The sequence below is a fragment of the Streptococcus infantis genome (assembly GCF_047465185.1).
GTDB classification, from domain to species: domain Bacteria; phylum Bacillota; class Bacilli; order Lactobacillales; family Streptococcaceae; genus Streptococcus; species Streptococcus infantis_O.
This window is the reverse complement of the sequence record NZ_JASHAJ010000003.1, coordinates 131,610-157,108: the sequence shown is the minus strand read 5'-3', so window position 1 is coordinate 157,108 and position 25,499 is coordinate 131,610. Positions and strand designations below refer to the sequence as shown.

Genomic DNA, 25,499 nt, shown 5'->3' with positions numbered 1-25,499 from the left:
TTTTCTATTATTTAATCTTTATTCCACACTGAAAAGATATGGATAAACCGGTTGTTGACCTTGGTGAATTTCTACTTCGACATCTTCGAATTCTTCTGCGATTTCTTGAGCAATTTCATTTGCCAATTCTTCGCTTCCGTCTTCTCCAACATAGAAGGTTACGATTTCACTATCTTCATCCAACATATGTTTCAAAGTTTCAGTCAGAGTTTGGTGCATGTCAGGGTTTGATACGAGGATCTTACCGTCTACCATACCAAGATTGTCATTTTCGTGAATTTCCAAGCCGTCAATCGTTGTGTCACGAACGGCTGTTGTTACGCTACCGCTGACCACATCACCAAGGGCTGCAGTCATGCGTTCTTGGTTTTCTTCGATAGACTTGCTTGGGTCAAATGCTAGAAGGCTAGTCAATCCTTGAGGAATTGTACGAGCTTCTACTACAACAGCTGGTTGTTCCAATACTTCAGCTGCAGATTGAGCTGCCATGAAGATGTTTTTGTTGTTTGGCAAGAAGATGATGTTACGGGCATTAACTTTCTCAACAGCCTTGACAAAGTCTTCTGTCGAAGGGTTCATGGTTTGTCCGCCCTCGATGACATAGTCCACACCTTGAGCACGGAAGATGTCTGCCAAGCCTTGCCCAGCTACTACTGCGATAAGAGCATATTCTTTTTCTTCAGCTGGCTTGCTGACTTGAGCTTCTTCTTTTTCTACTTGCGCTTCGTGTTGGTTACGCATGTTATCCACTTTAACCTTGACCAAGCTACCATATTTTAGACCTTCTTGCATAACAAGTCCTGGATCTTCTGTATGGACGTGAACTTTAACGATTTCGTCGTCATTAACAACAAGTAGAGAATCCCCAAGTTCGTTCAAATAGTTACGGAATTCTTCGTAGTCAAACTCTTTAGCATAAGTTGGACCTTGTTTAAGAGCAACCATGATTTCAGTACAGTAACCAAAGGTAATGTCTTCTGTTGCCACATGTCCAGCTACAGATTTGTGGTGTTCTGCATTGATCATCTCACCCATATTTGCTGGAGTAGCTACAAAGTCTTCAGAAGCACTGTATTCACCAGTAAGAGCTGAAAGGAATCCTTCATAGATGAAGACCAAACCTTGACCACCTGAGTCCACAACTCCAACTTCCTTCAATACTGGAAGCATTTCTGGAGTTTTAGCAAGGGCTGCTTTAGCTCCTTCCAAGGCTGCACGCATAACTTCAACTGCATCATCTGTCTGTTCTGCTTTTTTCTTAGCACCGATGGCAGCACCACGTGATACGGTCAAGATAGTTCCTTCAACTGGCTTCATAACAGCCTTGTAGGCTACTTCAACACCTGATTGGAAGGCAAGGGCTAGGTCTTTCCCTGTTAACTCTTCTTTTGTCTTGATGGCTTGTGAGAATCCACGGAAAAGCTGAGAAGTGATAACTCCTGAGTTTCCACGCGCACCCATCAAAAGACCTTTAGCCAAGATACTTGCAGCCTCACCAACAGTTGAAGCTGGTTTGTCTGCGACTTCCTTAGCACCATTTTCAATGGTCATTCCCATGTTTGTTCCTGTATCTCCATCTGGAACTGGGAAGACGTTCAATGAATTGACATATTCGGCTTGCTTGTTCAAACGAGTTGAAGCAGCCTGTACCATTTCTTGAAATAAGCTTGTAGTAATATTTGACACGATTATTCTCCTACAACTTTGATATTTTGAATGTAGACATTCACAGTTTGAGCAGTGATTCCAAGTTGATTTTCCAAACTAAAACGTACACGCTCTTGGATGTTTTTTGAAACTTCACTGATTTTTGTACCGTAGCTCAATACAGTATATACATCAACTGCAATACTACCGTCTTCAGCTGCTTTAACGACTACACCTTTTGAATAATTTTCCTTACCAAGAAGGGCTTGGAAATTATCTTTGAGGGCATTTTTACTAGCCATACCGACTACACCAAAAATTTCAGTTGCTGCTCCGCCTACAACAGTAGCGATCACATCATCTGTCAGTTCGACTTGACCATCTTTTGTATTAATTTTTACAGTCATTTTTTTTACCTCAAATAGTTGATACTCTATTTTATCATATTTCAGCCCAACTGTAAAAGCAGAATGATGTATCATCGGATATTTGCTTGATTTTTCAAATGATTTCAGCTTTCGAGCAAAAGAAAAAGACCCTGTAGGTCTTTTCATGTTTATTAAACGCGTTCTACTTTTCCTGATTTCAAAGCACGAGCTGAAGCCCAAACTTTTTTAGGTTTACCATCGATAAGAACAGTAACTTTTTGAAGGTTTGGTTTTACGGCACGTTTAGTTTGGTTCATCGCGTGTGAACGGTTGTTTCCTGATACAGTCTTACGACCTGTAAAGTAACATACTTTAGCCATTGTGTTTTCCTCCTATTAGATCTAATATAGCGGATGTGCTAGCACCACATACCGTACTATGTTATCACACTTTCTTATTTTTGGCAAGGGAATTGGAAGACTTGTTTGTGTCTAAATTTTTGGGAACAATCAAATATCCTTATAACTCAATAATAAAGCGAGATTTTTCAGACAAAAAAAACTGGAAAAAGTTCCTCACTTTACCCCAGCCCTTGACTATATTGCACTTTTTATGCTACAATATTGTTTGACTGATTAAGCAAAGTGTGTGTTTGTCTTAATCGGTGGTGTAGGAGTTGCTGCTTCTACACCTTTTTCGTTTTTATTTACTTTATTATTGTAACACACATTAGACAAAAAAGCAACTGTTTTGCATAAAAACATGACAAAAACACCTCTAAAAATTCTCTTTTTTAGAGGCTTTTGTCTGCCCTCCAATTCTATTTATGTCCTCTTTTTCTGATGACAGCACCGTGTGGCTTATGGTTAATACGAAATCCTGCGCCTAATCCTGTATCCCTAAATTCTTCATACTCTTGTCTCCAAGCTCCAAAAAACAGCTCGTATAGCTGATCAATTCGTTCAATAAGAATCATCCTGGACATGGTACAAGCCCCTTCGATGGACCAATACATCCCTCGATGTTTCATGCGGTAAGTGACCTTTCGGTGCTGACTCTCCATTACCCCGATTCCCCGTGAGGACAATCCTCTAAGTTTAGGTGGTCTAGTGTCACAAAAATTTCTTAATAATTTCTTACGAAAATTGTAAAAATTATCAAGAGCTTCCTGACTTTCTATGAGAGATTCAACTGTATCTAGTACGGTCTGAAGCAGGCTCTTCTGATGATTTTTGATGGCCTTAAAAGCAAGATCAAGTAGTGTAGATGGGTACGGCTTCAGGAATCTTTTTAGTTCTTCATTGACATGATAGGCATCCCAGAAATGCTCATGACGTTTAATCCGTAGAGCTTTCTTGATTTCTTGAAATATTCTGCGAGAATATCCTTTACCATTGTCAGAGTTAGTGATAAGAAGAGTTCGGTCAGTGATTTCAAAATGATTGTAGAGATAGTCGATCAATTCTTCCTTTGCTTGTTCATGGCTTGTATGGATAATCTCATGCTTATTCTCCAGTACATACCGATTATTACCAACCTTCTTCGCTCCAGTATGAATCAGAAAATGTGCTAAGTCTGTATTGTGTCGTTCATCATTGCTTGATGTTGTCTTGACGAGCACACCATCTCCCTCCAGGTAGATTTTATCTGCCTGGATTTTTCTCGGTTGCTCATCACCTTTAAAAAGCCGATAACGTTCCCTCTCCGAAAAGAGCCTGCCTGCCATTTTTACAGACTTCAACACAGCATCCTTTGTTATCTCCAAGCGATAAGCCATCTTAACTGTTCGACAAACTTCACGGTAAGATAAAACGGAAGCGTGTTTTGCCATGTGAAAAATCAACTCAGGAGAATAACGCATATACTTTTCTAGACCTAGCCACTCATCTACGGGATAACAGCTTTTCTTTCCCTTTCGCCAGCGATTTCTAGAAAAGGTCACCTCTCCAAATGTAAAGACAACGGTCCTCTCTGTACTATCTATCCGCTTATATCCCCTCAATCTCATGGAAGAAGCTATCTGCTCGTCGTAATCTCTTACTTGCTTCAGGAATTGCTGCTCACGTTTGCGATCTAGTTCTGCGACAAATTCTTTTTCATCAAATCTAAACATACTCTTTATTTTACTGAAATCATGACTAGATTGAAAACATCACAAACTTTCTACAAGACCCTTTCAAAAATAAAAGCCTTCCCTTATTGGGAAGGTTATTTAATTATAAATACAATTATAAGTATAATTATATTTATAGCGATAAACTTTCGATTAGCTTATCAAGGTAATCTGATGCAGACTTTGCACCAGCTGCTTTAGCAATTTCATCCAATTTTTTCCGATTGCTTGGTTTCAAAGTAAACTGAAATTGTTTCTTACGTTCAAAGCTTTCAAACTCAACTGCGACTTCATTTGGAGTCCGATCAGGTTGGCTGCTCGCTTCAATGATCTGTGATATTTCTTTTTCCTTAGGGGTAAATGCCATGATAATCTCCTTCTAATTATATTTATAATTGTATTTGTGTTTATAAATATAATTATATTGTATCATAAATTTTTGAAAAAGTCTGCTCCAGCTCAGCGAAAAACTTTTTGTGTTTTTGATAAAGCTCAGGATTCTCCTTCATATCTGCAATAGAGATCTTATCAATCGTGGAATGATTGAATAACTCTTTTGCTGGTACGATGCCTAGAAGGTTGTCCGTTCCCTTCTCTTTAGCTTCAAGTCCCAGAGCTTCCAGTAACTCTCTTGATGATCCATAGTTCGGTCGGATCATATTTGCTAAGAAATATAGCTCAGCAGTAATGTATGATTCCCTTGTACGATAGTCAATTACATCCTTTCTGAATGCTTCTAACCGAGTTGATAGATTGAATTTGGCATTATAACCAAACTCTGAAGGAGTCAAGGGACTAATAATAGCGTGACTGACCGCAACAGCATTTTTAGTAGCTGTCGCAAAGTCTGGTCTACAATCAATCAAGATATAGTCAAACTGATCCAACTTTTTCTTTTCGTAGTTATCCTCTAGCCAAAGATAAAGTAACATATTTTTCTTATCGCTGTTCTCCAGATCTCGTTCCACCGTGTCAAGCTGAACTGAACCTGGAATTAGACTGATATTTTCCTTGACTTGCTTAATATCCACATCGCCACCTTTAAAAGCATTGGCAATTGTATTCTTGCTCTCATAGATATTGTAACACTGAGTCAAATTACACTGATGGTCTAAGTCTATAAAAAGAACCTTATGACCTTTCTTAGCTAACCATTCTCCATAATTAAATGTCAAAGTTGTTTTTCCAACACCGCCTTTAATGGCAGCAAATGTGATAATCTTCATTTGATATCCTCCTGTTTTTCTATACTTCTATTATACCATTATAATTATATTTGTCAATATGTTTATAATTATATTTATAATTATTTTCATAATGAAATTTCTCTTCCCCTTTCACCAGCGATTCCTAGAAAAGGTTATCTCTCCAGATATAAAGACAACTGTTCTCTCTGTACTGAAATCAAGACTAGATTGAAAACATCAGAAACTTCTACAAGGTTTTTCCATCTTCAAAACGTCGGTCAACTTTCTCTTCTCGACTACGCACGTGCTCCTTAACATCTCTATAATCTGTGTAATGTTTTAGAGTATCGTCAAAGAACTCTTGTAAGGCACCTTTTTCAATTTGGAATTGTTTGATCAGTTGACTGACATCTTCCAGTCCCATATCTTTTGGAACTCCTAAATCATCCAATAGTTGTACCGCCGCAAGACTATTTTCTGGAGATTGCTGGATGGCTAAAAGTGCTCCTTCAATTTTATGATAACGTCCAAGTCGCTCATCTAGCTGTCTTAATTCCTCCTGGGTAGCCTCTATCTTTTCATTAAAGCGCTCCTCCAAATGTTGAAATTGTGTTCCATCTGTCACACCGTGCTCGACTAAGAAATTATATTCCTTAATCAGTTCACGCATAGAGGAAATTTGAGCGTTTTTAGTTACAAGTGTTTCTCCATTTTGTTTGGCCAATTGCCTTGCGACAGTCAAGCCCATCATGTACCTATTTTTTTGAGATTGATCAGGATTGAGAAAATAAAAATAGTCTTTCTCTTTGATATAGATGATATAATTTCCATCCTCATTTTTATCAACTTTATGAGAAGGTATTAAAATTGTGCCACTATTTAAAGCTCCCATATCCATCTGCACGTAAATGCCTTGCTTGCTTTCTTGCTCGACCTGCCAGGATTCCACTTCCAATTTCAATTCAAAATCATTTGCCGTTTTTTCTTTTGATTCTTGATATTGTTCTTTCAATTCCTCCACATCAAAAACTAACTGATTCTTAGAAATTCTCTCTTTTATTTTTTCAAGAGAATAGAGTCCTTTCTTCGATAATGTATCATCTCGGACATTTCTTTGTTGGGGCTGGTCAAGCAATTTATACTTCACAAATTTGCCAGAAAAATCAATCTGAAGGTCAAGCGCAACTGCTTTTTGTTTAAAGTCTTCCAACGACAGCGAGTGCTTCAGAAGAAAATCTAGACGATCCTTGATTTCAAATCGATAATTATTTTGTCTTCTCCAAGCAGAATACTTTGTGTAAGAATTTTTCATAGTAGGCTCAATAATTTTGGCACCATAACGTGCCGCATGTTTGTCCGATATCGCCCTCAAATTTTTCAGGGTTTTCTTTTCCCAACGAAATTTTTTAAGCGTTGAGGTATTGGTTGTATTGAGTATGATATGATTATGAAGATGATCTTTATCCGTGTGTGTCGCAATCACAAACTCATAATTCCCACCTGTCAATTCCAACATTGTCTGACGGCCAATTTCATGAACTTGCTCAGGGGTCAAGTTGTCATCAGGAGAAAAAGACTGGATAATGTGATGAGCCAATACTTGTTTTCCTGAAGATAATTCTTTCAAGTCGTCATCTCCTTTTTTAAAGGCTGCGGCCAATTTTGTCATGACCATTTCTTCATCTGCTACACTAAAATCAGAGATCCCATTGCCAGATACTAGCTTCATTTGAAGCTCACCATCATGATAGACAAGAGGAAAATCAAGATCACTTTCTGCAGTTCCTGATACAAGAGTTTTCGCTTCATTCAGAATATAATTAACAGCTCTCTTCAGATTAGCTGGTGTTTTAATTTGAGTTGGAGATTTAATTACTACCATTCTTCTATATCACTCCTTACCGTTCGTTTCCGTTCCTGTAGACTCTGTTTTTCTGCGCTAGAAAGTTTGGCAGCTACCATCTCTTTCAACTCAGATAGATAGTCAATAACTTGTGCTACTTCCTCTGGCCTAACCCCTTGATTTTCGTTAGCGTGCTTGGCAATTTGGTTAATGTTCGTCCCAACTCGATTGATGGCAACTCGAAGGTCTTTCAATTCAGAAAAATCAATTTGCACCACCTTCCCTTGCACCAATTGATTCTTCGCATAGTATTGAAAAGATGGAACTCCCATTTGGGCCATCGCTGTTTTAATTTGACGATCTTCCTCTGGTGTTAGTCGTATCAATTTTTGTATATAGCGTTTTCTATTTTCTCGTTTCTGCATTATTTTTTATCCTCTTTCTCTCAGAGTCTCTGGCATTTTCTGACCAGGCATCCGCCCCTGACTTCCTTCCGGCAAGCGTAGCAAATGGATATCCATTTGCGAAATTTAAAAAAATCAGAGAAGGAGAACCTTGTAGTTTTCCTTCTTGATTTTCTCAGTTTTGGGGAAATCCCCAAGCCCCTTTCTTATATCTTTTGGAGTATAACTTCTAACAATTTATCGTAACCAACTGAAGATGTTTTTGAAAATAGATGATTGCTTATCACTATTTTCTACACTTTTTTCTTCCTGATTTTTTAACTTCTCAGCTAGGACAGAAAGTTGTTGAGTAGTTAGAGGCTGGAAAATAGACTGCCCAATTTGTATTTCTGTCAGTAAGATTTTTTCAGTGAGTACAGCTTGAAATTCTTCATCTGTAATCATCTTGAGTAGCTCAATATTTTCTTCTTCCCACTCCAAAAGAGCAGGATCTCCTTCAGGAAGTTGGGACTGTTCTTCCTCTAGTTGCTCCAGAACTTTTTGGCGAGTCAAGTCTTTAGCGTTTGGCGATACTCCTTGAACTCTGTCTCCATCCATGATTGGAATAAAGTCTGAAAGGATGATAATCAGTTGTTCTTCTTGTTCATTAGTCATGAGTGTTGTCCTCCTTGATGATGATTTGTTTTTAATTTGACCTTGGGTTTATTTGGGGTGTCCCGTTCGGTCATTTCGAGAAACCCTTCTCTTTTTTTGATTGTACATCTGCTTTCAACTCCTGCTTGTGATCTTCGACAGCCTGCTTGCTCTGATCTTTAAACTTCTCCAGTTTTTGTTCAAAACTACGCTTCGTTTGTTTCTCCTGACTCAATCTTAATTGTTCCAATGCTTGATCCATCCGAACCATTAAACTTTTAGCTTCTTGTTGGACAATATCCAACTGTGCTTCTAAATCAGCAAGTGTCTCCTTATCAGCAGACCACCCAGATAGATAGGCAAAGGAATAATCTGACGTATCAATACCATAATATGAAGAAACAACATAAGCGACACTTTCAGCCTGGAGTTCAGCAGTGCTTCTAGTTAGTTTTTCCTTTTGAGGATTATCTGCATGATGCAACTCTGCATGAGCCATCTCATGTAAGAAAGTTTTAATAATTTGGGACTTGTTCATCTCATTACTACGTAAAACAATTTGATTTTCTGGGACAGAATAATATCCACGTCTACTGTTTTCCATCTCTTCAAATCGAACCGATACATCATTTTCTTTTGCAATAGCCATCAGGGCACGGTAAAGATTGGCATAGTCCAAATCAGTCAGCTGTTCTTTCACTTCTGGAGCTTTTGGCATCTCCTTTCCTTCTGTCTGACTAACATCAAAGACTGGTACTAAACCAAAGAATGTAACTGTTTCTGGTTTCCCGTTTTTATCCAATATTGGTTGGTTATTCTCATCCTTTTTGATCTTCGTCATAGGTTTAAAAATACGTAAAGCCTTCTCGCCCTTTTTTACATGACGGCCAAAGTTTTCTTTCCACTGTTTGAAAGAAGCTACTTGCCTTGCTTCAGGATTTTGTGCAAGAATTAAGCGTAAGTTGCGATTAGAATAATTATTTAGTTGACTCATTTTCGTTAGATAGTCTTTGTACTTATCTGAGTCCAGGAACTCCTTAATTCCTTCTTTAAGATGACGGCTTAATCCTGCCATATCTTTATTTTGAATAAAATCTGCGACTGCAAGACTGCTAGTTGCTAAAACAACTTCTTCAGCTTTTAGCTCCTCGTCGGCATCTATTATTTCTTTCCGATTATTTTTAGTTTCATCTAATTCAGATTGAACCTTTTCTATAGCTTTTTTATCTAATTTACTAGCATATTCTATATATTCCTCTGAAAATCTTTCATCCATCATCTCAGAAAGTGGGTATAGTTCAGATCCTATATCGTATCTTATACCGAATGTATAACTTTCTCCTTTTTCATTTTCAATATCAAAACTGGTTTTATAATATCCATTTCCTTCAGGTCTTAAACGCTCATTTTCAAAATATAGAATTTCTATAAATTCTTCGTATGGTACTAGTTCATCTTCTTCAAACCTATCTCGAATAGCCTTGTTTTCACTCCAATTAAATCGAATGTATAGTCCTATATCTGTATTTTGAGTTAAATCTGCGACTGCAAGACTATCAGCTGCTAAAACAACTTCTTCCGCTTGTAGCCCCTCCTCGACATCTGGTTTAGAACCTGGTTTCGATCTAAAATCATACGGATTTGTTCCCTGCAGCAACTCCTCCTCATCAGAAACTCCGTCAGCATCCGCATCACGTTTCAACTCCTGCTTGTTGTGGCCTTGTTCTTCTAGTTTGATTTCTTCCTCTTGTGTTTTTTCAAACTCATCTCGAATTTTTTCGATAGTTTGTTCAACTTTTTCTGATAAATCTTTAATCTCTTTTTGCCATTTTTCTACAAGAGCTACTTGTTCCATAGGTGAGTCCTTGACACCCAACTTCTCAAACCAAGCAGATAGATTTTCGACCTCAACACTATCCATTCCATCAAAAGAAATAAATCCTAGACGACTATCATGACTACTATCCGAAAAACCAATCGGACTATTTTCTAACACTCCGAAAGGCACTTGAGACAAAAGTTGATCTGCGTAAGGTGTATCTTCCAAAGCGTAACTAAACTGGGAAATATCTAACTCACTCGCCAATCTCTCCAGATGATACTGAGTGAATATGTCCCCATCTATCTTCATCAATTCTGGGTACTCCCTCATTTCTCGTGTTCCAAGTCTTTCTTTATGAGCGATTGGGTTAATCTCCTCACCGATATTGTAACGAACGCTATCCTGGATCAGTTCACCATCAGGAGCGTAGATACTAAACTGGACCTTTGTTGGAGAGATGTAGCCTTCTGGGCGACCATCAGTCACTTGTTTTATCCCTTCCTGATGCAACGAATAAAAGCTCTGATTAGCCTTGTAAAGCTCTCTAGCAAAATCTTGATAAGATATCAGCTCTGTTTCTTTAAAGGGCAATTTAGGCCCATCTGGGCGCTCTTCTGCCCATTGGACTCGTACATGGTAGTTCTCCTTATAGATATGGTCTTGTTCCCACTCTTTATAAAAATCTGAATTTGTATCTAGGAGATGATCTTCTCCAGCTGCAGCAACAATCTGATCAAAATTATCATTGTGCTGTTTTGCATAGTCAAGATACTGATTCCAGGCTTGATGAAATTCTTCTGGAGTTTTTGAGATATCACCTGGCACACCTAAATTATAGACAGTATCTAGGACTTGAGTAAACGTAGCCGAATCAAGTGAAGTTTTATTCGATGTGTCCTCTGGAGCAATATGTTCAATTTCTTTAGTTGTATCAGGCTTGATTTCCTCAAACAAGCCATTTTTCATAATGGATTGCAATTCTTTGCCCCCATCCTTAATATAGTCCTCATTGATCGATAGCTGTTCAATGTGGCCATTACGTTCACGGAATACTGCAAGAATAGGAGTTTTATCTGCCGTCTCCAGTTCTTTGACCAGTCTGGCTCTAGATTGAAATACTGATACTGGAATATAATTTTCTTCTTCCAGCTCTTTAAACAGTAAAATAATATCTTTATCATCAGACTTTATAAGACTGTCAAAGCGCCCATTATATCGTCTAAGATTAGTTAAGTCATCAAAATAGAAAGACGTACTTTCTGTTGCGACTGAAAGATCTGACAGGACGTTGATTTTGTCAAAAGCTGCATCATTGTTAGCCAAAAGAATATTATCAAAGTGCCCGTTTCCCTCTGCAAAATCACGTAAAGTTTTTTCAGGTGTCTGCCCTGGTGCAAGTGGCTTGATCCCCGTCAAGTGCATGAAGTGTTTTTCTTCAAAATTTACTTGTACAGTCTTATCAGGAGTGACATAATAAATCTTAGAGTTAGCCAATTCAGCCAAATAATACTGCGCTGCATTCTGTATAGTTTGACTACGAATTGGACGATTCAATTTAGCTAATTCATGCGAGGAAATAGAATGATAGTGGCCATCATTACTTGACTGAAACTCTTCATTTATGCTAAAATATAATAAATGAGAGGATAACGTAGGGCGACTGGTAACAGAGCGTTCAAAGGTACCAACTTCTGGTACGGGTGTGGGACTGCCTTCAGCCTTGGGCTGTAAAGACCCCTGACTACCATTGGTCCTCTCATTTTTTTGATACTCTGAATTCATATTTTGCTCTTGAGACTTCCCAAGAGCTTTTTCTGTGCTCTGATTTTCTTCCAGTGCTCTACTAGAATCTCCAAGAGGATTGGAAGGTTTTTCAAAGGTCACTGTTTTATCTGAATCAATAACCATCTGTTTTTTAGGCTCTACTGAAAAGCTGATATTATCCCAGTTCTGCTTCAGCCATTCCGCATCTTCTGGAGATAGATTACTATTATCTATGTTCAATTCAGAACTCTGATAATCTTCTAGGACTAGTTCACCTTGCTTTTTTTGTTTGGCAAGTAATTCATCCACCTTCAGTCGTTCCTCATCTGTTTTCGGATGATACTTGGTTTGGGAAGATAATTGAAACTCTCCTTCTTCAGTCAACTCCAGGGCAACTCTTCGTAACCCTTTTACAAAATACGTATTTGGTTGCTTTTGCCACTGATTCACTAGACCTTCATCAATCAAAGCTTGAGTTCCTGGCTGAATGCTCGTTTTGTCCATTTGTTCAGATATAGCTTCAAGTCTAGTCAACTCTTCTTGATAGCGTTTGAGAGTAGCTTTAGTAAAGAACGACTCCCCACGTTTAGCTTTTTCTAACTCTTCACGGATTCTAGGTATATTTTGAACACTCATATCCAGACCACTTCCCTGACGATTCAACCCCATTTCTTTCAAATGTTGTTGGTGCTCCAGGCGCTCTACTCGCTCTTCCTGTTGCTTAATTTCATCCATCTTTGAGAAAACTCGACCTTCTATTTGCTCCTGTTTGCGCATAAAGTTAGCACCGCCTCGTTTATCATTCATAGGCTGGCCATTTGTTAGGGATTGATGAGAGTAGACCGCATTGATTACCTCATCAGCTTCTCCTTTGAGTCGCTCTAGCTTTCGTCTAGCTTGCGCCAAGCGACTATTATCTGGTTTTTCTGCTTCATACTCAACCCCTGCTTCATGTACTTCCGACATAGTATGTTGCCTTTCTTTCTCTTGATTGACAATCCTTGTATATTCCTGATGGACTTCTTCCTTCGTCAGTTGCCTAGCTGAGACAAAGGTTTTTACATCATCTGCAGTTAGCTCTTGCGCTTTTGCGAGAGCTATTTCTTTCTCAAAAAATCCCTGGTAATGCCAGGACTTTTCATCTGCTGTGTAAACGTGCGCCAGCTCCTTAGGAGCTTCATTCCCCCTCTTCAGGAAATCATTCCAATCTTTCTTTTCCTGGTTAAGCTGGACGATAGGTGGAATGGCAATCTGGACTGGAATCCCCTTCTCCTGCAATTGAGTGATAAAATTCTGTCCTGCAGTATCATTATCTACAGCCAGCGTGATGAGATCATCGTATTTGTGATCTTGGAAAAGTGTGGAAGTTTCCGCTGCAACAGATAAGAATCTTGAGGTACGTGCTAGCTCACTAGACTTGGTATAATCCCTTTCATCCATAGGAATATCCCCTCGCTCCTGTAATATTTCAAGAACATAGTGGGATAATACTCCCTCTTTCAATCCTTCCATCGCAACCAGTCGAACATCGTTTAATTCGTCCTTATGAAGCTCATAATAGCTCATAAGGTCAATGGGTGCCTCCGTTACAATTAAACGTTTAGGAGACCCTATAGACACGTTTAATCCGCTGATAGCTTCTGATTGATACATGACTTGTTTCAAGTATCCTTTGCCAGGATGACGTTCTTGATCAGGAACAAGTCCCTGGAGGCTCGCACCTACCAGTTGCTGATTTCTGTCCAAGTATTTAAAAACCAAGACATCTTCTATAACACCATCTTTATCCTTACGTTTAGCTTGGGCTAATACTCCCTTCTCCATGAAAAAGTCGATTGTATCATCAGAGAGACCTCTAATCTCCTTGAGATAGGTTCTCGCCTCCACAAATGGTTGCTCATAAGGTGCTAGTGTATAGTTGAAAGGTTTACGTTCTTCCTCTACTGGTTTTGCTTCAGGAAAGGAACCTGTCTCTAAGAATACCATGGCTTCCTTATAGCTGACATTTTGCATTTGCTGTACGAGATTGATAGTATCACCAAAGAGGTTTTGAGAATACCAATGCCAAGTATTCTTCACAGTATCAATCTTAAACGAGTCATGCTCAGCCCAATAATACTCTCGATGTGATTTCCTCTTCATTTCCATTCCGAGGCTACGAGCTACTTCTAAAATATCCAGCGATTTTGCCTGTGCTTTTGTTAAAGGCATACTCTTTCCTCCTCTACTAATTCCTTAAATAAAAGATATCCTTCAGGAGTTGCATCTAGTTCACTAACAACTATTGGATCTTCCTGACTCGTTGTCACAAAAAGATGAGGAGCTAATTGATAAAAAGTCTCCTCATCTGCCTGTTTGAATAGCTGCCAAATAGCATAACGTTCTGTGGCTAAATTTTCTAGCTTTAATGCTAGAACCTGCGAGATACTCTCCAGGTATCCTAATTGTGTTTTAGGTGTTTCCATCCTACTATCCTTTCTGTATGTTAGGCCACGAATAACTCTTTTAGCTGCGGAGTCAAATCGTTGGCATATAAAAGCAAGCCGTCGATGTCTGTTCCTTTTCGAGTGTATTCGTACCAGTTTTCTTTGTCTTCAGGAGAACTTGCAATCTCATCTTTTCTAGGATGATCATAGACACTTGCTTTTTTATCTCTGAAGACATTTTGTTTAGAAATAAAGACCAATCCTTCTTCTACCCCAATTCTTGCGACTTCATCTGGAGTTAGAAGGGGACGGCCTTGAATTTGTTTATTTTCACTTGATGATCCATTACGATAACTATGCGATTTTGAGGTGGATCTAGTACGTATAGTCTGCTTACCTGACCTTGTAGAATAGTATTCCATCGTATCCTTGTCATTTGTCCCTAAAAATAGGTGAGTAGCACAGTTATTAAAGATGGTCTTCCAATCACTTTTATAAAGTGATTCTAGCTGATTGACAGCTTGGATGATAATCTTAATAGACATCTCACGACTACGAATAGAAGAGAGGACCTGGGCGAAGTTTGGAATACGGCCAATTTGTGCAAACTCATCGAATATAAACTGAATGTGGCGAAGATTTTTTCTATTGTAGCCAGGTACTTTCCCTTGCAAGATATCATCAGCCTTATGTGTAAGAACCTCAAAACCAATCGCAAACAAGATTGAGGAAAGAAAATTAAAGGCGTTATTGGTTTCAGGAATAGCAATAAAAACGGCTGTCTTTTTCGTATTCCAGGTATCCATTTCCATGGTATCCTCACTAATCAAGTTTCGGACATCTTCGTGATCGAAGATAGAATAACGAGAAGACAAAATCGCTACCACACTGTTTCTTGTCTCGCCTCTGAAATTTTGGAATAATTTCCACTGTTTATAAGCATAGTTGTTAGGTTGATGTTCGTTCAGTTCTTCAAACATCTGCTCGACAGGGCTTGGTACATCTGGATCCTCTCGATACATATTTCTTAATAGATCCGCAACGTGACCCAGGTTTGGCATATATAACTGGACTCCAGTTTCAGGATCCTTAGAGTCAAAATAGAGATAACCAATCAATGCACGTTGCAGCATCAACTCTGCTTGAACCCAGAAGTCTTCTCCAGTATGCTCACTCTTCTTCGTTCCCTCAGTAATTGATTCAGAGATACGATCAATATCTAGCTCAGACTTCATGTAATGAAAAGGATTAAACCGATCTGAATTCTTGAGCCGAATCAAATCAAAGATTTTAACAGCAAAGCCAGCTTTTTCAAGCATCTTCCCAACTTCGTGTACCAGGTTTCCTTTTGGATCTGTCACAACAAAGTTTGAGTTCATCTGCATTAAATTTGGCAATACAAAAGTAAAGGTTTTACCGTCTCCTGGAAGACCAATGACAATCACATTTTTATTGAGCTGGACATTGTAGGCTAAGCGAAAGTTAAATAGGCCCATTTTGACCTGTTTTGAAAAAATCATATTCTTTTCAAAATCAACGTCTTCAAACCGTCTCATTTCCTTCAAAGTCGCAAAACGAGCACTACCTTGTTCTTCTCCCTGACGATATAAATTCTTATCCATAGAAGCATAGACAAGCATTGGGAGGCCGAAGCCAATCAACCCTGCATATAAGGCTCCTGAATCAAAGAAAACACCGAAAGAGAAACGTTCCCAGTGTTCTAGCAACCAACGTAGTCGCAACATTCCCATGAAAGGTACTGCTGCAGTCGAAAGTTGGTAGTAATGGTAAAAGGACTGGAAAATAACAAATGAAAATAGCCCCACCACCAGGTAGGGCCATATAGGTTTTCTAATCATCGTGCTTTCTCCTTACCAATATCCTTCGTAACTACTGGCATCATTCCCTTATAGACCTTATTTGTTTTATAGTAGTTGATTTTCTCTTCAGGAGTCATTTCATGTGGCTTCTTCAGAACCTTTTTCGCAAACTCTTCCAATTTTTCTGGGCTTTTCGTGATGTCTGCTAACATTTCTTTGAGAGCCTTTTCTACCAAGGTGCGATTTTTTGTTTCAAAGAAGAGATAGGTTGTACCATCTTTTTGATGATAAGTAAAACCCACCTTATACTCTTCCAAGTAATGCTTCAACTTGGCCAAATGAACTTCACTATTTAATAAAGTCTCGACATCTTTTTTTGATTTTGTGGCCATAAAGTCATTAAAGCGTGTCTCACCTTCAAATGTTCGATTTGCTGCCTTATGTTGTTTCTTGTCATAATGGGCTTTTGCGAGGGCGTACAGAGCTTGTATCGTCATCTCCAGGGTAACTTTTCCTTTTAACGCCAGAGAATGACTGATTTTTTCTTGATCCATGTAAGACCTCCTTTATTTTGGATAATTGGACAGTTCTGGCTTAGCAATAACCTGGAATCCGTAAGGTGCTGAAGGTTCTTCCTTCACAGTAACTACCAAGCGTTTCTGACTTCTGTTCTCACCATCTTTCACGGCTACTACATAAGTTAGCTGATAAGTTGTTTCATCAACCATCAAGCTAGATTCCAAAATCACAGACTGCAGTTGACCTGCTTGTCTATCTATCGTTAATTGAGGAGCTACGAAATCAGCTATTTTCCCTTTATCAGAGTAAAAGGCTGGCAAAAAGTAACGAGAAAAGGCATCTAGTTCCCCTGTTTTTGACTGAATGGTTTTTAGATTTGAAAGTTCCTCAGATACGGCCGTGAGTTGCTTTTCTTGATGGTAAACTAACGTAAGTGATAAGCCAGCAAGTGTCAGACTTCCTACTAGACCCAATAACACCAAAACTCTTCCTAAAAACACCCCAAAAGAGCGCTTAGAAGAGGGGCGAGGTTTGGGAGTTTCATGTTTCATTGAAGAGACTTCAGCGTTCTCCTCAGGAGTCTTCTCTAGACGTTTTGTTTTAGTTTGGCGCTTAAAGAAAGAGGTTTTTGCTTCTTTTGGTGCAGCCTCCTGGTTATTCAACGTACCAGGCTTCAGGAAGAGGCTGTCTGCGATTCCCTCAAATGGTAAATAGACATCTTCTTGATAGATCACTACATTCTTTTTATCTAGTTCCTCTACTAATAAAACAGCCTCTGCCTCCTGATATTTAACCTTGGCATTTTCTCGCTCCAGAGCTTGATACACAAGGTCTCGATTCTTATACGTTGTGGTCGTGTTTTGTGTCAGATTGGTCAGACGGTACATGTTTTTCAGCTCCTTTCAATTTTCCTTCAGCAAGAGCTGTTTCAATATCAGCCCAGGTTAAATTATGTTCGGCCAAGTAGTTTGACCGTTCCTCATGTTTGGCCAGAATGATTTGAGTTTCTAGCTCCTTCAGTTTCTCTTCTTCCTTCTTGGCCTTTGTCATATAGTCAGCTAAGCGGTCTTCCGCTTTCTGTTTTTGTTTTTCCAAAGTTTCTAATTTTGTCATTCTTCCTTTTTCCCTTCTGTACTTTGCGTTTGGTTAGTGCTTGGTTTGTTTAATGATGGAATACTCGCCTTTTCACTTGCGCTCAGGCTGTCCACAATCAAAATAGGATCAATATGATTGACCAGGTATTTCCCATCTTGCTTGCTGAAGCGAATCCGTATGGTTCTTGAAGATCCTACGTTTGTTTGGGCATTTGTATAATCATACTTCTTCTGTAACTGTGTCTGAGTGTATCTCACTTGAGCTAAGGCAACATTGTTTTCTTTATCGATGTAGATGGTAGAAGACTTCATCTGTGTATCCACTACATAGCCCTTGTAGGTTTGTACCGATGGTTCTTCTTCAGAGTTCACTTCCTGATTGTAAGCAGCTTCTGTCATATAGGGCAAATAACGATTTCTATTTTCGCCAAGATCCTGCTTATTGAAGTAAGCCGTCAAAAATTCTTTTACATATTCTTGCGTTAGTTCGCTTCCCTCTGCTTTGGTTTCTTGTTGCGTGGATTCAGCTTCCTGTTTAGCTTTATTTTGCGCCGAGGTTGCTGCACCAATCCAGAATACGAAACCTAAAACTAACACAACTCCTATAAGGATTCCTCCTATTTTAAGGAGTTTTAATTTCTCCATATCTATCATTTTCATGATTTACCTTCTTTCTTTTTAATTCGGTGTCGCAAACGTATAGTAGTAAGCTGGATAGAGGACAGAAAAATGGACCTTATCCTGTACTCCTCGGATATTACATTCCGAAACAAGGAATGATCCGTCGGAGTTTACAGCTTCCACTATCGCAACATGCCCATATTCACCTGGTGTCCCACCAAATCCACCTAGAACTGATACAACAGCTCCTTTCGTTGGCGACGTACTATATCGCCATCCTTTTGCGACCAGGCTTGCCACCCAATCCTGACCATTGCCAAGGTAACCATAAGCTCCTGATAAGTCCGTAATCGTTCCTAGCTCGACTAAACGGTTATACGCATACCAGGTACATTGACCAACTGGGTAGCCACTTCCTTGTTGTGTGGTCATAGAAGCCTGTGTAGGAGGGTGATCCACTTTCGACTGATACTCTGCAGGGAAATCCCAGGAGGATGCTAAGGCTCCGCCTCCTCGAACTTGTTGAGTAAGAAAAGCATGGATCTGCTTAGCATTATTTTGGCGTTCTAAGACCTTATCTCCAGAGTTCCCTTCCCAGTTAACCAGGAAACGCTCTGTAAGTGTCTCTACGTTTTCTGTGCTGGTTAGAATCGATGTCAGTTCAGTGATGTAGTAAGGAGTATCTCCCTCTAACATAAAGTCTAACTGCAGTTCTAAATCGTACCACTTTTTATTTTTTGATTTTGCATAATTCAATAATAGAGTGTGCCTAGTGGAACCATCCGCTGTATCTGTCCACTGACCTAGTCCTAAGCCTCGATGGAGAATATTTGGGTATCTTCCGTTATAAATAGCGGGTCCAGAAATAGCTAACCAGGACTCATCATCCCAGGAAGAAGAATCAGCCCCTACTGGTGGGTTAAGGTAATCTCCTTCAGCACGTTTAGGATTGATATTACTTTCTGTTGCAAAATTTCCAAGCATGGCTGCCAAACCATTATCTGTCAGCCCTGGTACCTTTTGCTTCAAGTAGTCTTTTATCGCTCGTGATTTTTGTCCTAAATCACCATCAAGTGTAGTAATGACTGAGGTTGTCTGATTGTACGTGACAGATTGAAAGTAAAAGCCTGGATTGACTGATGTCCACTTTTCTTTCTTATCCTTTGTCTCTTTTTCCTCCAGTTTTTGATACTGAATGACCTGGTAACCATTTGCCGTTACCTTCCCAACCTCGTCTCCAGCTTTGACCTGATCACCGTCAGAAACACGGATATTTCCTACCTCTTCATAAGTAAAGATTGCTTTATCTGTTTTGATGGATACAGTAGTATCATCTGTCACACTGACTTTACCTGCTATAGGAGCCCTTATGGCCTGTCCCGTTGAGGCTTTTAGTTGTGTTTTCTCATAAATTTCACTCTTAGAAGTGTAACCAAATCTTTTCAAAATAACTAGAGGAGCTTGATAAGAAGAGTCATCCTCCAGGTAAAAAGGATTAGCTAGTTCTTGATAAGAAGGATAGCGACCAACTTCTTTAGTCAACTCCTCTAATTCTTTATACTCTTCTAGTTCACTGTCACTCAATTTGGCCCATTTTAATTTCGAAGACGAACCATATAAATCAGCCATCTTCTTCAAATTATGTGGATCATCATTCAAATGATTCCAAAGGTCATTCAAGGCATCAGAATAGTGATTAAAACCTAATGTACCAGCCCATTCACCACCTGTTCCGTCTTTCCAGGAACTCTCTGGTTTCCAATCACTACCGTAGCGAAAGTTCATGAAGAAGAGCATATCATCGATGTTGGTCCAATAGTCAACCTTATCATTTGACTTCTCTCTATCACGTTTACTGATCTGAAGCCAGGACTTATTAAGGTCAAATTCATTTTGTTGGACGGGACCACTGCCTCCAAAAACAGACATAAATATCCCAAATACTGCAAAGATAAGAAACATTAAAAAAAAGGACTTGACAGCTAAAGGATTGGCTAAAATCGAACGTAGTAATTTTGACGCAAACTTAAAGACTTTTCCTGTACGTTTTGATGCCTTCCCAAACTTTGAACGTGCCAGTCGCTTTTTGGCATGTTTCATTTTTTTGCTGAGTTTTCCTTCCCAGGAGAACTCTCTAGGTGTTCGAGTATACCCTCGCCCTCTGATAAAATTATAGCTTTTATTAAGCTGACCATAACTATGCTTAATAGTATACTTAGATAGCTTTCCTGCAACTTTTGCAGCTCTTTTAGAGGCATTTACCTGATACTTGGCTTGCCGAATATTTTGTCTAGCTTGAACCCAATCTCCAAGAATATCATTATCTCTGATTGTCTTCTCAACATCATGCCTCAGCTTCATTTTGGCACTTTGTTTTGTTCGTCTCTTTATACGATTGGGAATATAGCTATCATCAGCCTTTTTAGCTCGTTTATAGAGCGTTGTTGCAATTTGTTTTTCCAACTTTGCTCGATCACGTTGTTGCTTAAAGAAAAGACCTCTAGCTGTTGCTTGAGGTCCTTTATGTAGTTTATAATTTTTGTTCGCTAAGCGATAATTCTTCTTAGCTTCTTTAAATGCAACTTTTGAGTCTAAACGTGCTTCTTTAGGCTTTTTTTCAGCATTGAGGGCTTTTCCTTCTTTGATTCTCCGCTTGCGCTCCTGTTTTAATTGTTTGCGATCACTTTCAAACAAAAGAAATCACCTCTCTTTCTATTTTTTTAACTATCCGTCGCAACCAATTGATACAGTTTGGTATCTTTAGGGATAGGATTTTCAAATGGAACAATCGTATCTCCAGCCACAATCAAACCTGTACCTTTTGCTTTTGGTCGCAAAACAAATCGCTCCAGTGAAGGTGTAAGAGGAATTACCTGCTCCAGGGCTTCTAGGTCTGTCCTCTTCAGCTTCAGGAGGGCTAAAAACTCACAGTTTGCGACTAGCTTTCTACCTTCCTCTGTAGATAAAACAGTCTCTGGGTTTTGTGTAATCCCTGTTGGAATAGCCCCGTACTTACGAATACGTGAGTATAGTTCTGTAAAGAAGGTTGCTTGCAGCTTATTTTTAAAGTATAGCTGCAACTCATCAAAGTACAGCCATGTAATAGCTTTCCCTTGATTATTGACTACCTGGTTCCAGATAAAGTCCTGAATCACCAGGAGGGCGAATGGCTTCAATTTCCCACTCAACTGCTTGAGATTGAAGATAATAAAGCGACTATTCATATTGACGTTTGTAGGATGTGCGAAAATATCATTTGATCCAACCGTATAAGGTTCAGCTTTCAGCGCCAACTCCTTGGCCACATCTTCAGGTTGACGTTCCAAAACGGCTTGCCAAGCCTTAAATGTTGGTTTTTCAAATTCCTCATAGGTCTTTCTCGTTACACGGTCAATCATCGCAAATTCATCGTCTGATACCTCAGAGAATATATTTTCAAACAAGGTTGATAAGAGGTTTGATTTTTGGCCAATCGGGTCACTATCTTCTGCCTGCAGTTTATCCTTATCAGGAAGATCCAACAAGTTAAAGTGATGTTGCGATCCAGGAGCGATTGTGATGATTTCTGCACCTAATTCTCGGCCAATACCAGTGTACTCATCTTCAGGATCGACGATAATAATATTATCTTCAGGGTAACGTAGAGTTGTAGGAATTATCTCTCCTCCTTTAGCAAGAACAGACTTTCCTGATCCTGAAGTTCCAAAGATACAACCTGAACCTGTATTCAAGTCTTTCTTACGGTCAACTGTGATAGCGTTCTTTGATAGCTGATTCTGGCCATAATAAATTGCACGTGGACTGTTAGATCGAAGATCTACGTTGGTAAATGGGACTTGTGTGGCCAAGTTACTGGTAGTCATATCTCTCATAAAACGGCGTTTTACGTTGATAAATGGAATCCCAATCGGTAGAATCGTATTCAAGGATTCTTCCTGGTACAAGTAACACTTATCCAGTTCTACCGTATTCTTACGGACAGATCGTTGAACCTGCTCTGTGTAGATATTCAACTCTTCCAGAGTGTCAGCCATGAAGAAAATCGTCATCACACCTGAAAACATTTTTTGGTCATTGTCCTGGAGTTCTTCAGTCCACTTCTCGGTTTCACGAGATGTCTCCACAGCCTTCCCACCAACGGCCAAGTCACTTCCATAGCCTTCTTTGGCTGCAGCCTTCTGACTTTTGATCATTTCCCTGCGTACACTTGACTTAACTGTCTTGATTTTCTTCAAGGCATCTGCAGTATCATAGGGCTTCGCATGTAGGCTGATAGCAAGTTCAATTCCTGTATCCAGGATATTCTTGATCAGTTTGTCATTCAAGAAGGTAGGATATTGTCTAACATACATCACCCTTGCGAAACAATCATCAATTTTCATATGATCTTTTTCAAACTTCAGATAGTTTGGAGCTACAAAATCCCTGGTGGATAATCCAGAAATAGCGATGTCTTCATAGTTAAAATCAATAAAACCTTCTCGCCTCAAGAGTTTTCGGAAGATAAGAAGACGATCTAAGCCCTCTAACTCCTTAAAGGAGATTCCTAAGCCACTGTATTGACTTTCAATCACGCTGGCTGTATCATCTAGGATTCTTCTAGCTTGATGATCCTGGTCTGTTTGGGTAGTAATCGTCAGATATTTTTCCACCTTGAAGGTATTTTGTTCCTGAGAGAAACGATCATTGATCATCGCATTGTACTCTTTACGATAATCGTCATATCCATCCCCAACTAAATCATAGCGGATAGAAGATAAGCTATTGCTTTCTACTCGACGATTCAGGATCAATAGCTGCATATCATTGTCAATATCCAGAGAATTAAAAATATCAGCGTTTGTTTCAATGATATCAATTCGCTCATCATCTGTTGCAGTAATATAGCTTGTATCACCTAGGCGATAGGTCTTTGAGAATTGATCATTTGTAATTTTCATGAGCCCATCAGGCATCAACCATTGATAATTAAGACTATTCTGTGTAGATGCCGTCATGGTACGTCTTAGACGTTTGGCCCGTTCCCGTTCTTCCTTAGAGAGTTTCAGGGTTTTCTTTCGGCCGAATAAATTCATTTCTTGTATATTCCTTTCTGTCATAATCTGTCTGATAAGAGCGTTCCTGCTTAGTCAAAAGGAAACGGACCTCATCTTTAATTTTTTCATCAATATAACACCCGAAAATAACAAAAGGCGCTAATAATAAAATATCAACGCCATAAAGGATTATATCAGGTGCCTTCAGCCAATAGAGGATGGTGGTGACAACTACTGTCAATGCGATACCAAATAGTAGCACTAACTGTCTCAGTGTCATATACCCTAAAACTGGCCTTTCGTAGCTATCTAAAGCCTTTAAAAATTCACTGCCTAAACGTGTCATTCTGTTCCTTTCTTCCAGTTATCTTTTCTAAAGAAAATAAATTCACTTCCACAGGCTAAAATAATACCACTTACGAGAGCCAACCAATGTGGTTGCAGAGCCCTACGGCACAAGTAATAGAAAAAGAGAGTCCTAAGTAAAAACAGTAGCCCCCAGACTACTGTTTTTAAAATAACTCTCCAAATATTTCCTAGCACTTGCTGATTTTTCTGTGAGTGCTTTTTAAACATTTCTCCTCCTAGTTCACCTGCACGATATTTTTGGCCATGCGTTGGCTACCAAAGAGCATCATGATATAAATAATTCCTTTAGCGATGGAAACTAAAGCACTTGTCCAAGCTCCAGTTTTCTCAACTGTCAGGAGATCGTTAGTTACAATGGCTGGATAAAGCATGATCACAACTACTAAGATCAATCCCTGGAGGACAGCTGCAATATAGAGCTTAAAGAATCCGAAGCAGATTGGGCGCAAGCTATCTACCATGTAACAAGCGACAATAATTTTAGCAATTCCCTTATACGTGTAGAGCGTAAAGGAACGCAACAAGATCAACAACTTAGTCGAGATCTGACCGATAAAGTCAACGACCCAATAAATAAATTGAAGCATCCCTTTTGATATCATATTTAATCCTTCATATTTTGGTGTTTCAGCCTTATAAGGATCAAGACTAGCGCTAGATACTGATTTTATAATGACATTAAATAACCAAGACAAAGCATCAAAAATCGCATCCACATAGAGGATTAAAAAAAGGGCAATGGCATATTTAAGGATTTCTTCAATCCAAAGCTGAAAAGATAACTCCCCACCATTGCTTTTAAGATGCTGGTGCCAGTTCATGAGGTTGATCCCCATAAAAAGGAGAAGAAGCAAAATGGCTACCTTCTCCATCGAACCCGAAATAGTTTCCATCAGTTCATAAGCTGTCGCATTATAGTCTTTCAGACTCATGGTTAGTTGATCAAGTGTGGATTGGTTCATAAAACCACCTCCTTTTTCTTCCTCTTACGAGCCAAGAGTTTGAAGACCTGTTGCCAAAGCGGTAAAGAGGGCTTTTAGGACGGCACCAAGAAGAGCGCCTAAAATCAAACTTTGAATTCCTTTATCCTTCTTGTCATCCAATTCACGTTTGATTCCTACTGCTAAGTCCCAGGCACCCCAAGCGGCCCAACCAATACCGATAATTCCACCGATATTCCCAATTTTGTTAATAAAATCTACAACTGCACTCATTATTTTTTCTCACTTTCTTTTATAAAAAGGTACTAAGAAAGATTCCTAGTACCCACTTTGTTTATTTAATACTATATTTCATCCGTTGGACGAAAAGTTAGAGAGAGGGCTGTAATTACAGCCAAGACAACGATAATAGTCGTTTCCCACCAGTGATAGATTGGAACACCTTCTGGCATTATCCAATTTTTAAACCAAAGTTCAACACTTGCTGGAGCGGTTCCTTCTTTTGTTAGAAATGCCCAATAACACAGGACAAGAAACGCAACTACAACCTTAAACACAAACCAACCAATTGCTGTCGCAATCAAGCTCTTAATCAGATTAAAGATAAAGAGGAGAAACATGAGTGGAGTCGCAACCATCAAAACAGCAGCTCTCGCAATAACACTCGGTAGATTCTTTATTCCTGACCAGATGGCTTTCCCTAGCCAACGTAGGCCTTTTTTCCACTTCTTCTCTTCTTCAGGTTTGGTGACTTCTGATTTTGTTTTAGTTGGGGTATAGTATCTGTATCCACTTCTAGTCACATGTGCATCCATTTTCGTGTCCTTTCTCATCTCTTTTCCCCCTCTTTTTTATGGCTTCATTATACCATAGATGAGGGGGAATTTCTAGA

The 25,499-nt window shown here is 39.2% G+C and carries 23 protein-coding genes; all 23 read right to left on the bottom strand.

Annotated elements, in window-relative coordinates:
- Nucleotides 1-18: 18 nt before the first annotated feature.
- The gene (locus tag QM382_RS06560; protein ID WP_414272828.1) at nucleotides 19-1,686 is read right to left on the bottom strand and encodes a DAK2 domain-containing protein; all 1,668 of its coding nucleotides are present in this window, start codon (nucleotides 1,684-1,686) and stop codon (nucleotides 19-21) included.
- Nucleotides 1,687-1,688: 2 nt separating this feature from the next.
- Nucleotides 1,689-2,054 carry an Asp23/Gls24 family envelope stress response protein gene (locus QM382_RS06555; protein WP_000216443.1) on the bottom strand — a complete coding sequence of 122 codons (366 nt, stop codon included), beginning with the start codon at nucleotides 2,052-2,054 and terminating at the stop codon, nucleotides 1,689-1,691.
- Nucleotides 2,055-2,206: 152 nt separating this feature from the next.
- Nucleotides 2,207-2,395 carry a 50S ribosomal protein L28 gene (gene rpmB, locus QM382_RS06550; RefSeq protein WP_001140948.1) on the bottom strand — a complete coding sequence of 63 codons (189 nt, stop codon included), beginning with the start codon at nucleotides 2,393-2,395 and terminating at the stop codon, nucleotides 2,207-2,209.
- Nucleotides 2,396-2,835: 440 nt separating this feature from the next.
- Nucleotides 2,836-4,128 (bottom strand): ISLre2 family transposase, encoded by a 1,293-nt coding sequence (locus QM382_RS06545; RefSeq protein WP_414272827.1) that lies wholly within the window; start codon nucleotides 4,126-4,128, stop codon nucleotides 2,836-2,838.
- A 133-nt stretch (nucleotides 4,129-4,261) separates the two neighbouring features.
- Nucleotides 4,262-4,495, bottom strand: coding sequence for a hypothetical protein (locus tag QM382_RS06540; protein WP_000886110.1), 234 nt, complete (start codon nucleotides 4,493-4,495; stop codon nucleotides 4,262-4,264).
- A 52-nt stretch (nucleotides 4,496-4,547) separates the two neighbouring features.
- Complete coding sequence (locus QM382_RS06535) at nucleotides 4,548-5,354, bottom strand: ParA family protein (protein ID WP_006155178.1); 807 nt, start codon at nucleotides 5,352-5,354, stop codon at nucleotides 4,548-4,550.
- Between the two features lie 208 nt (nucleotides 5,355-5,562).
- Nucleotides 5,563-7,197 carry a relaxase/mobilization nuclease domain-containing protein gene (locus QM382_RS06530; protein WP_414272826.1) on the bottom strand — a complete coding sequence of 545 codons (1,635 nt, stop codon included), beginning with the start codon at nucleotides 7,195-7,197 and terminating at the stop codon, nucleotides 5,563-5,565.
- Entirely contained in the window at nucleotides 7,191-7,583 is a 393-nt protein-coding gene (gene mobC, locus QM382_RS06525) for a plasmid mobilization relaxosome protein MobC (RefSeq protein WP_185774013.1), read from the bottom strand. The genes QM382_RS06530 and mobC overlap by 7 nt, the downstream gene beginning before the upstream one ends.
- Before the next feature lie 216 nt (nucleotides 7,584-7,799).
- Nucleotides 7,800-8,216 carry a hypothetical protein gene (locus QM382_RS06520; RefSeq protein ID WP_414272825.1) on the bottom strand — a complete coding sequence of 139 codons (417 nt, stop codon included), beginning with the start codon at nucleotides 8,214-8,216 and terminating at the stop codon, nucleotides 7,800-7,802.
- A 70-nt stretch (nucleotides 8,217-8,286) separates the two neighbouring features.
- On the bottom strand, nucleotides 8,287-13,992 hold the full coding sequence (locus tag QM382_RS06515) for a PBECR4 domain-containing protein (RefSeq protein ID WP_414272824.1): 5,706 nt from the start codon (nucleotides 13,990-13,992) through the stop codon (nucleotides 8,287-8,289).
- Nucleotides 13,983-14,246 (bottom strand): hypothetical protein, encoded by a 264-nt coding sequence (locus tag QM382_RS06510; RefSeq protein WP_070683687.1) that lies wholly within the window; start codon nucleotides 14,244-14,246, stop codon nucleotides 13,983-13,985. The genes QM382_RS06515 and QM382_RS06510 overlap by 10 nt, the downstream gene beginning before the upstream one ends.
- A 20-nt stretch (nucleotides 14,247-14,266) precedes the next feature.
- Nucleotides 14,267-16,066, bottom strand: coding sequence for a VirD4-like conjugal transfer protein, CD1115 family (locus QM382_RS06505; RefSeq protein ID WP_414272823.1), 1,800 nt, complete (start codon nucleotides 16,064-16,066; stop codon nucleotides 14,267-14,269).
- Entirely contained in the window at nucleotides 16,063-16,581 is a 519-nt protein-coding gene (locus QM382_RS06500; protein WP_414272822.1) for a hypothetical protein, read from the bottom strand. The genes QM382_RS06505 and QM382_RS06500 overlap by 4 nt, the downstream gene beginning before the upstream one ends.
- Nucleotides 16,582-16,593: 12 nt before the next feature.
- Nucleotides 16,594-17,433, bottom strand: coding sequence for a hypothetical protein (locus QM382_RS06495; protein ID WP_414272821.1), 840 nt, complete (start codon nucleotides 17,431-17,433; stop codon nucleotides 16,594-16,596).
- Complete coding sequence (locus tag QM382_RS06490; protein WP_006154975.1) at nucleotides 17,387-17,659, bottom strand: hypothetical protein; 273 nt, start codon at nucleotides 17,657-17,659, stop codon at nucleotides 17,387-17,389. The genes QM382_RS06495 and QM382_RS06490 overlap by 47 nt, the downstream gene beginning before the upstream one ends.
- Nucleotides 17,656-18,300, bottom strand: coding sequence for a hypothetical protein (locus QM382_RS06485; protein WP_006155080.1), 645 nt, complete (start codon nucleotides 18,298-18,300; stop codon nucleotides 17,656-17,658). The genes QM382_RS06490 and QM382_RS06485 overlap by 4 nt, the downstream gene beginning before the upstream one ends.
- 18 nt (nucleotides 18,301-18,318) lie before the next feature.
- A complete protein-coding gene (locus QM382_RS06480) occupies nucleotides 18,319-20,955 on the bottom strand; it encodes a phage tail tip lysozyme (protein ID WP_414272820.1) in 2,637 nt (878 codons plus the stop codon).
- Nucleotides 20,956-20,981: 26 nt separating this feature from the next.
- The gene (locus QM382_RS06475; protein ID WP_414272819.1) at nucleotides 20,982-23,336 is read right to left on the bottom strand and encodes a VirB4-like conjugal transfer ATPase, CD1110 family; all 2,355 of its coding nucleotides are present in this window, start codon (nucleotides 23,334-23,336) and stop codon (nucleotides 20,982-20,984) included.
- The gene (locus tag QM382_RS06470) at nucleotides 23,296-23,643 is read right to left on the bottom strand and encodes a PrgI family protein (RefSeq protein ID WP_006155160.1); all 348 of its coding nucleotides are present in this window, start codon (nucleotides 23,641-23,643) and stop codon (nucleotides 23,296-23,298) included. Before QM382_RS06470 ends, QM382_RS06475 begins: the two co-directional genes overlap by 41 nt.
- The gene (locus QM382_RS06465) at nucleotides 23,640-23,873 is read right to left on the bottom strand and encodes a hypothetical protein (protein ID WP_247942795.1); all 234 of its coding nucleotides are present in this window, start codon (nucleotides 23,871-23,873) and stop codon (nucleotides 23,640-23,642) included. The genes QM382_RS06470 and QM382_RS06465 overlap by 4 nt, the downstream gene beginning before the upstream one ends.
- 8 nt (nucleotides 23,874-23,881) lie before the next feature.
- Nucleotides 23,882-24,628, bottom strand: coding sequence for a hypothetical protein (locus QM382_RS06460; protein WP_414272818.1), 747 nt, complete (start codon nucleotides 24,626-24,628; stop codon nucleotides 23,882-23,884).
- A 24-nt stretch (nucleotides 24,629-24,652) separates the two neighbouring features.
- A complete protein-coding gene (locus QM382_RS06455) occupies nucleotides 24,653-24,880 on the bottom strand; it encodes a hypothetical protein (protein ID WP_223334590.1) in 228 nt (75 codons plus the stop codon).
- Between the two features lie 71 nt (nucleotides 24,881-24,951).
- Entirely contained in the window at nucleotides 24,952-25,440 is a 489-nt protein-coding gene (locus tag QM382_RS06450; RefSeq protein WP_414272817.1) for a hypothetical protein, read from the bottom strand.
- Nucleotides 25,441-25,499 lie beyond the last annotated feature (59 nt).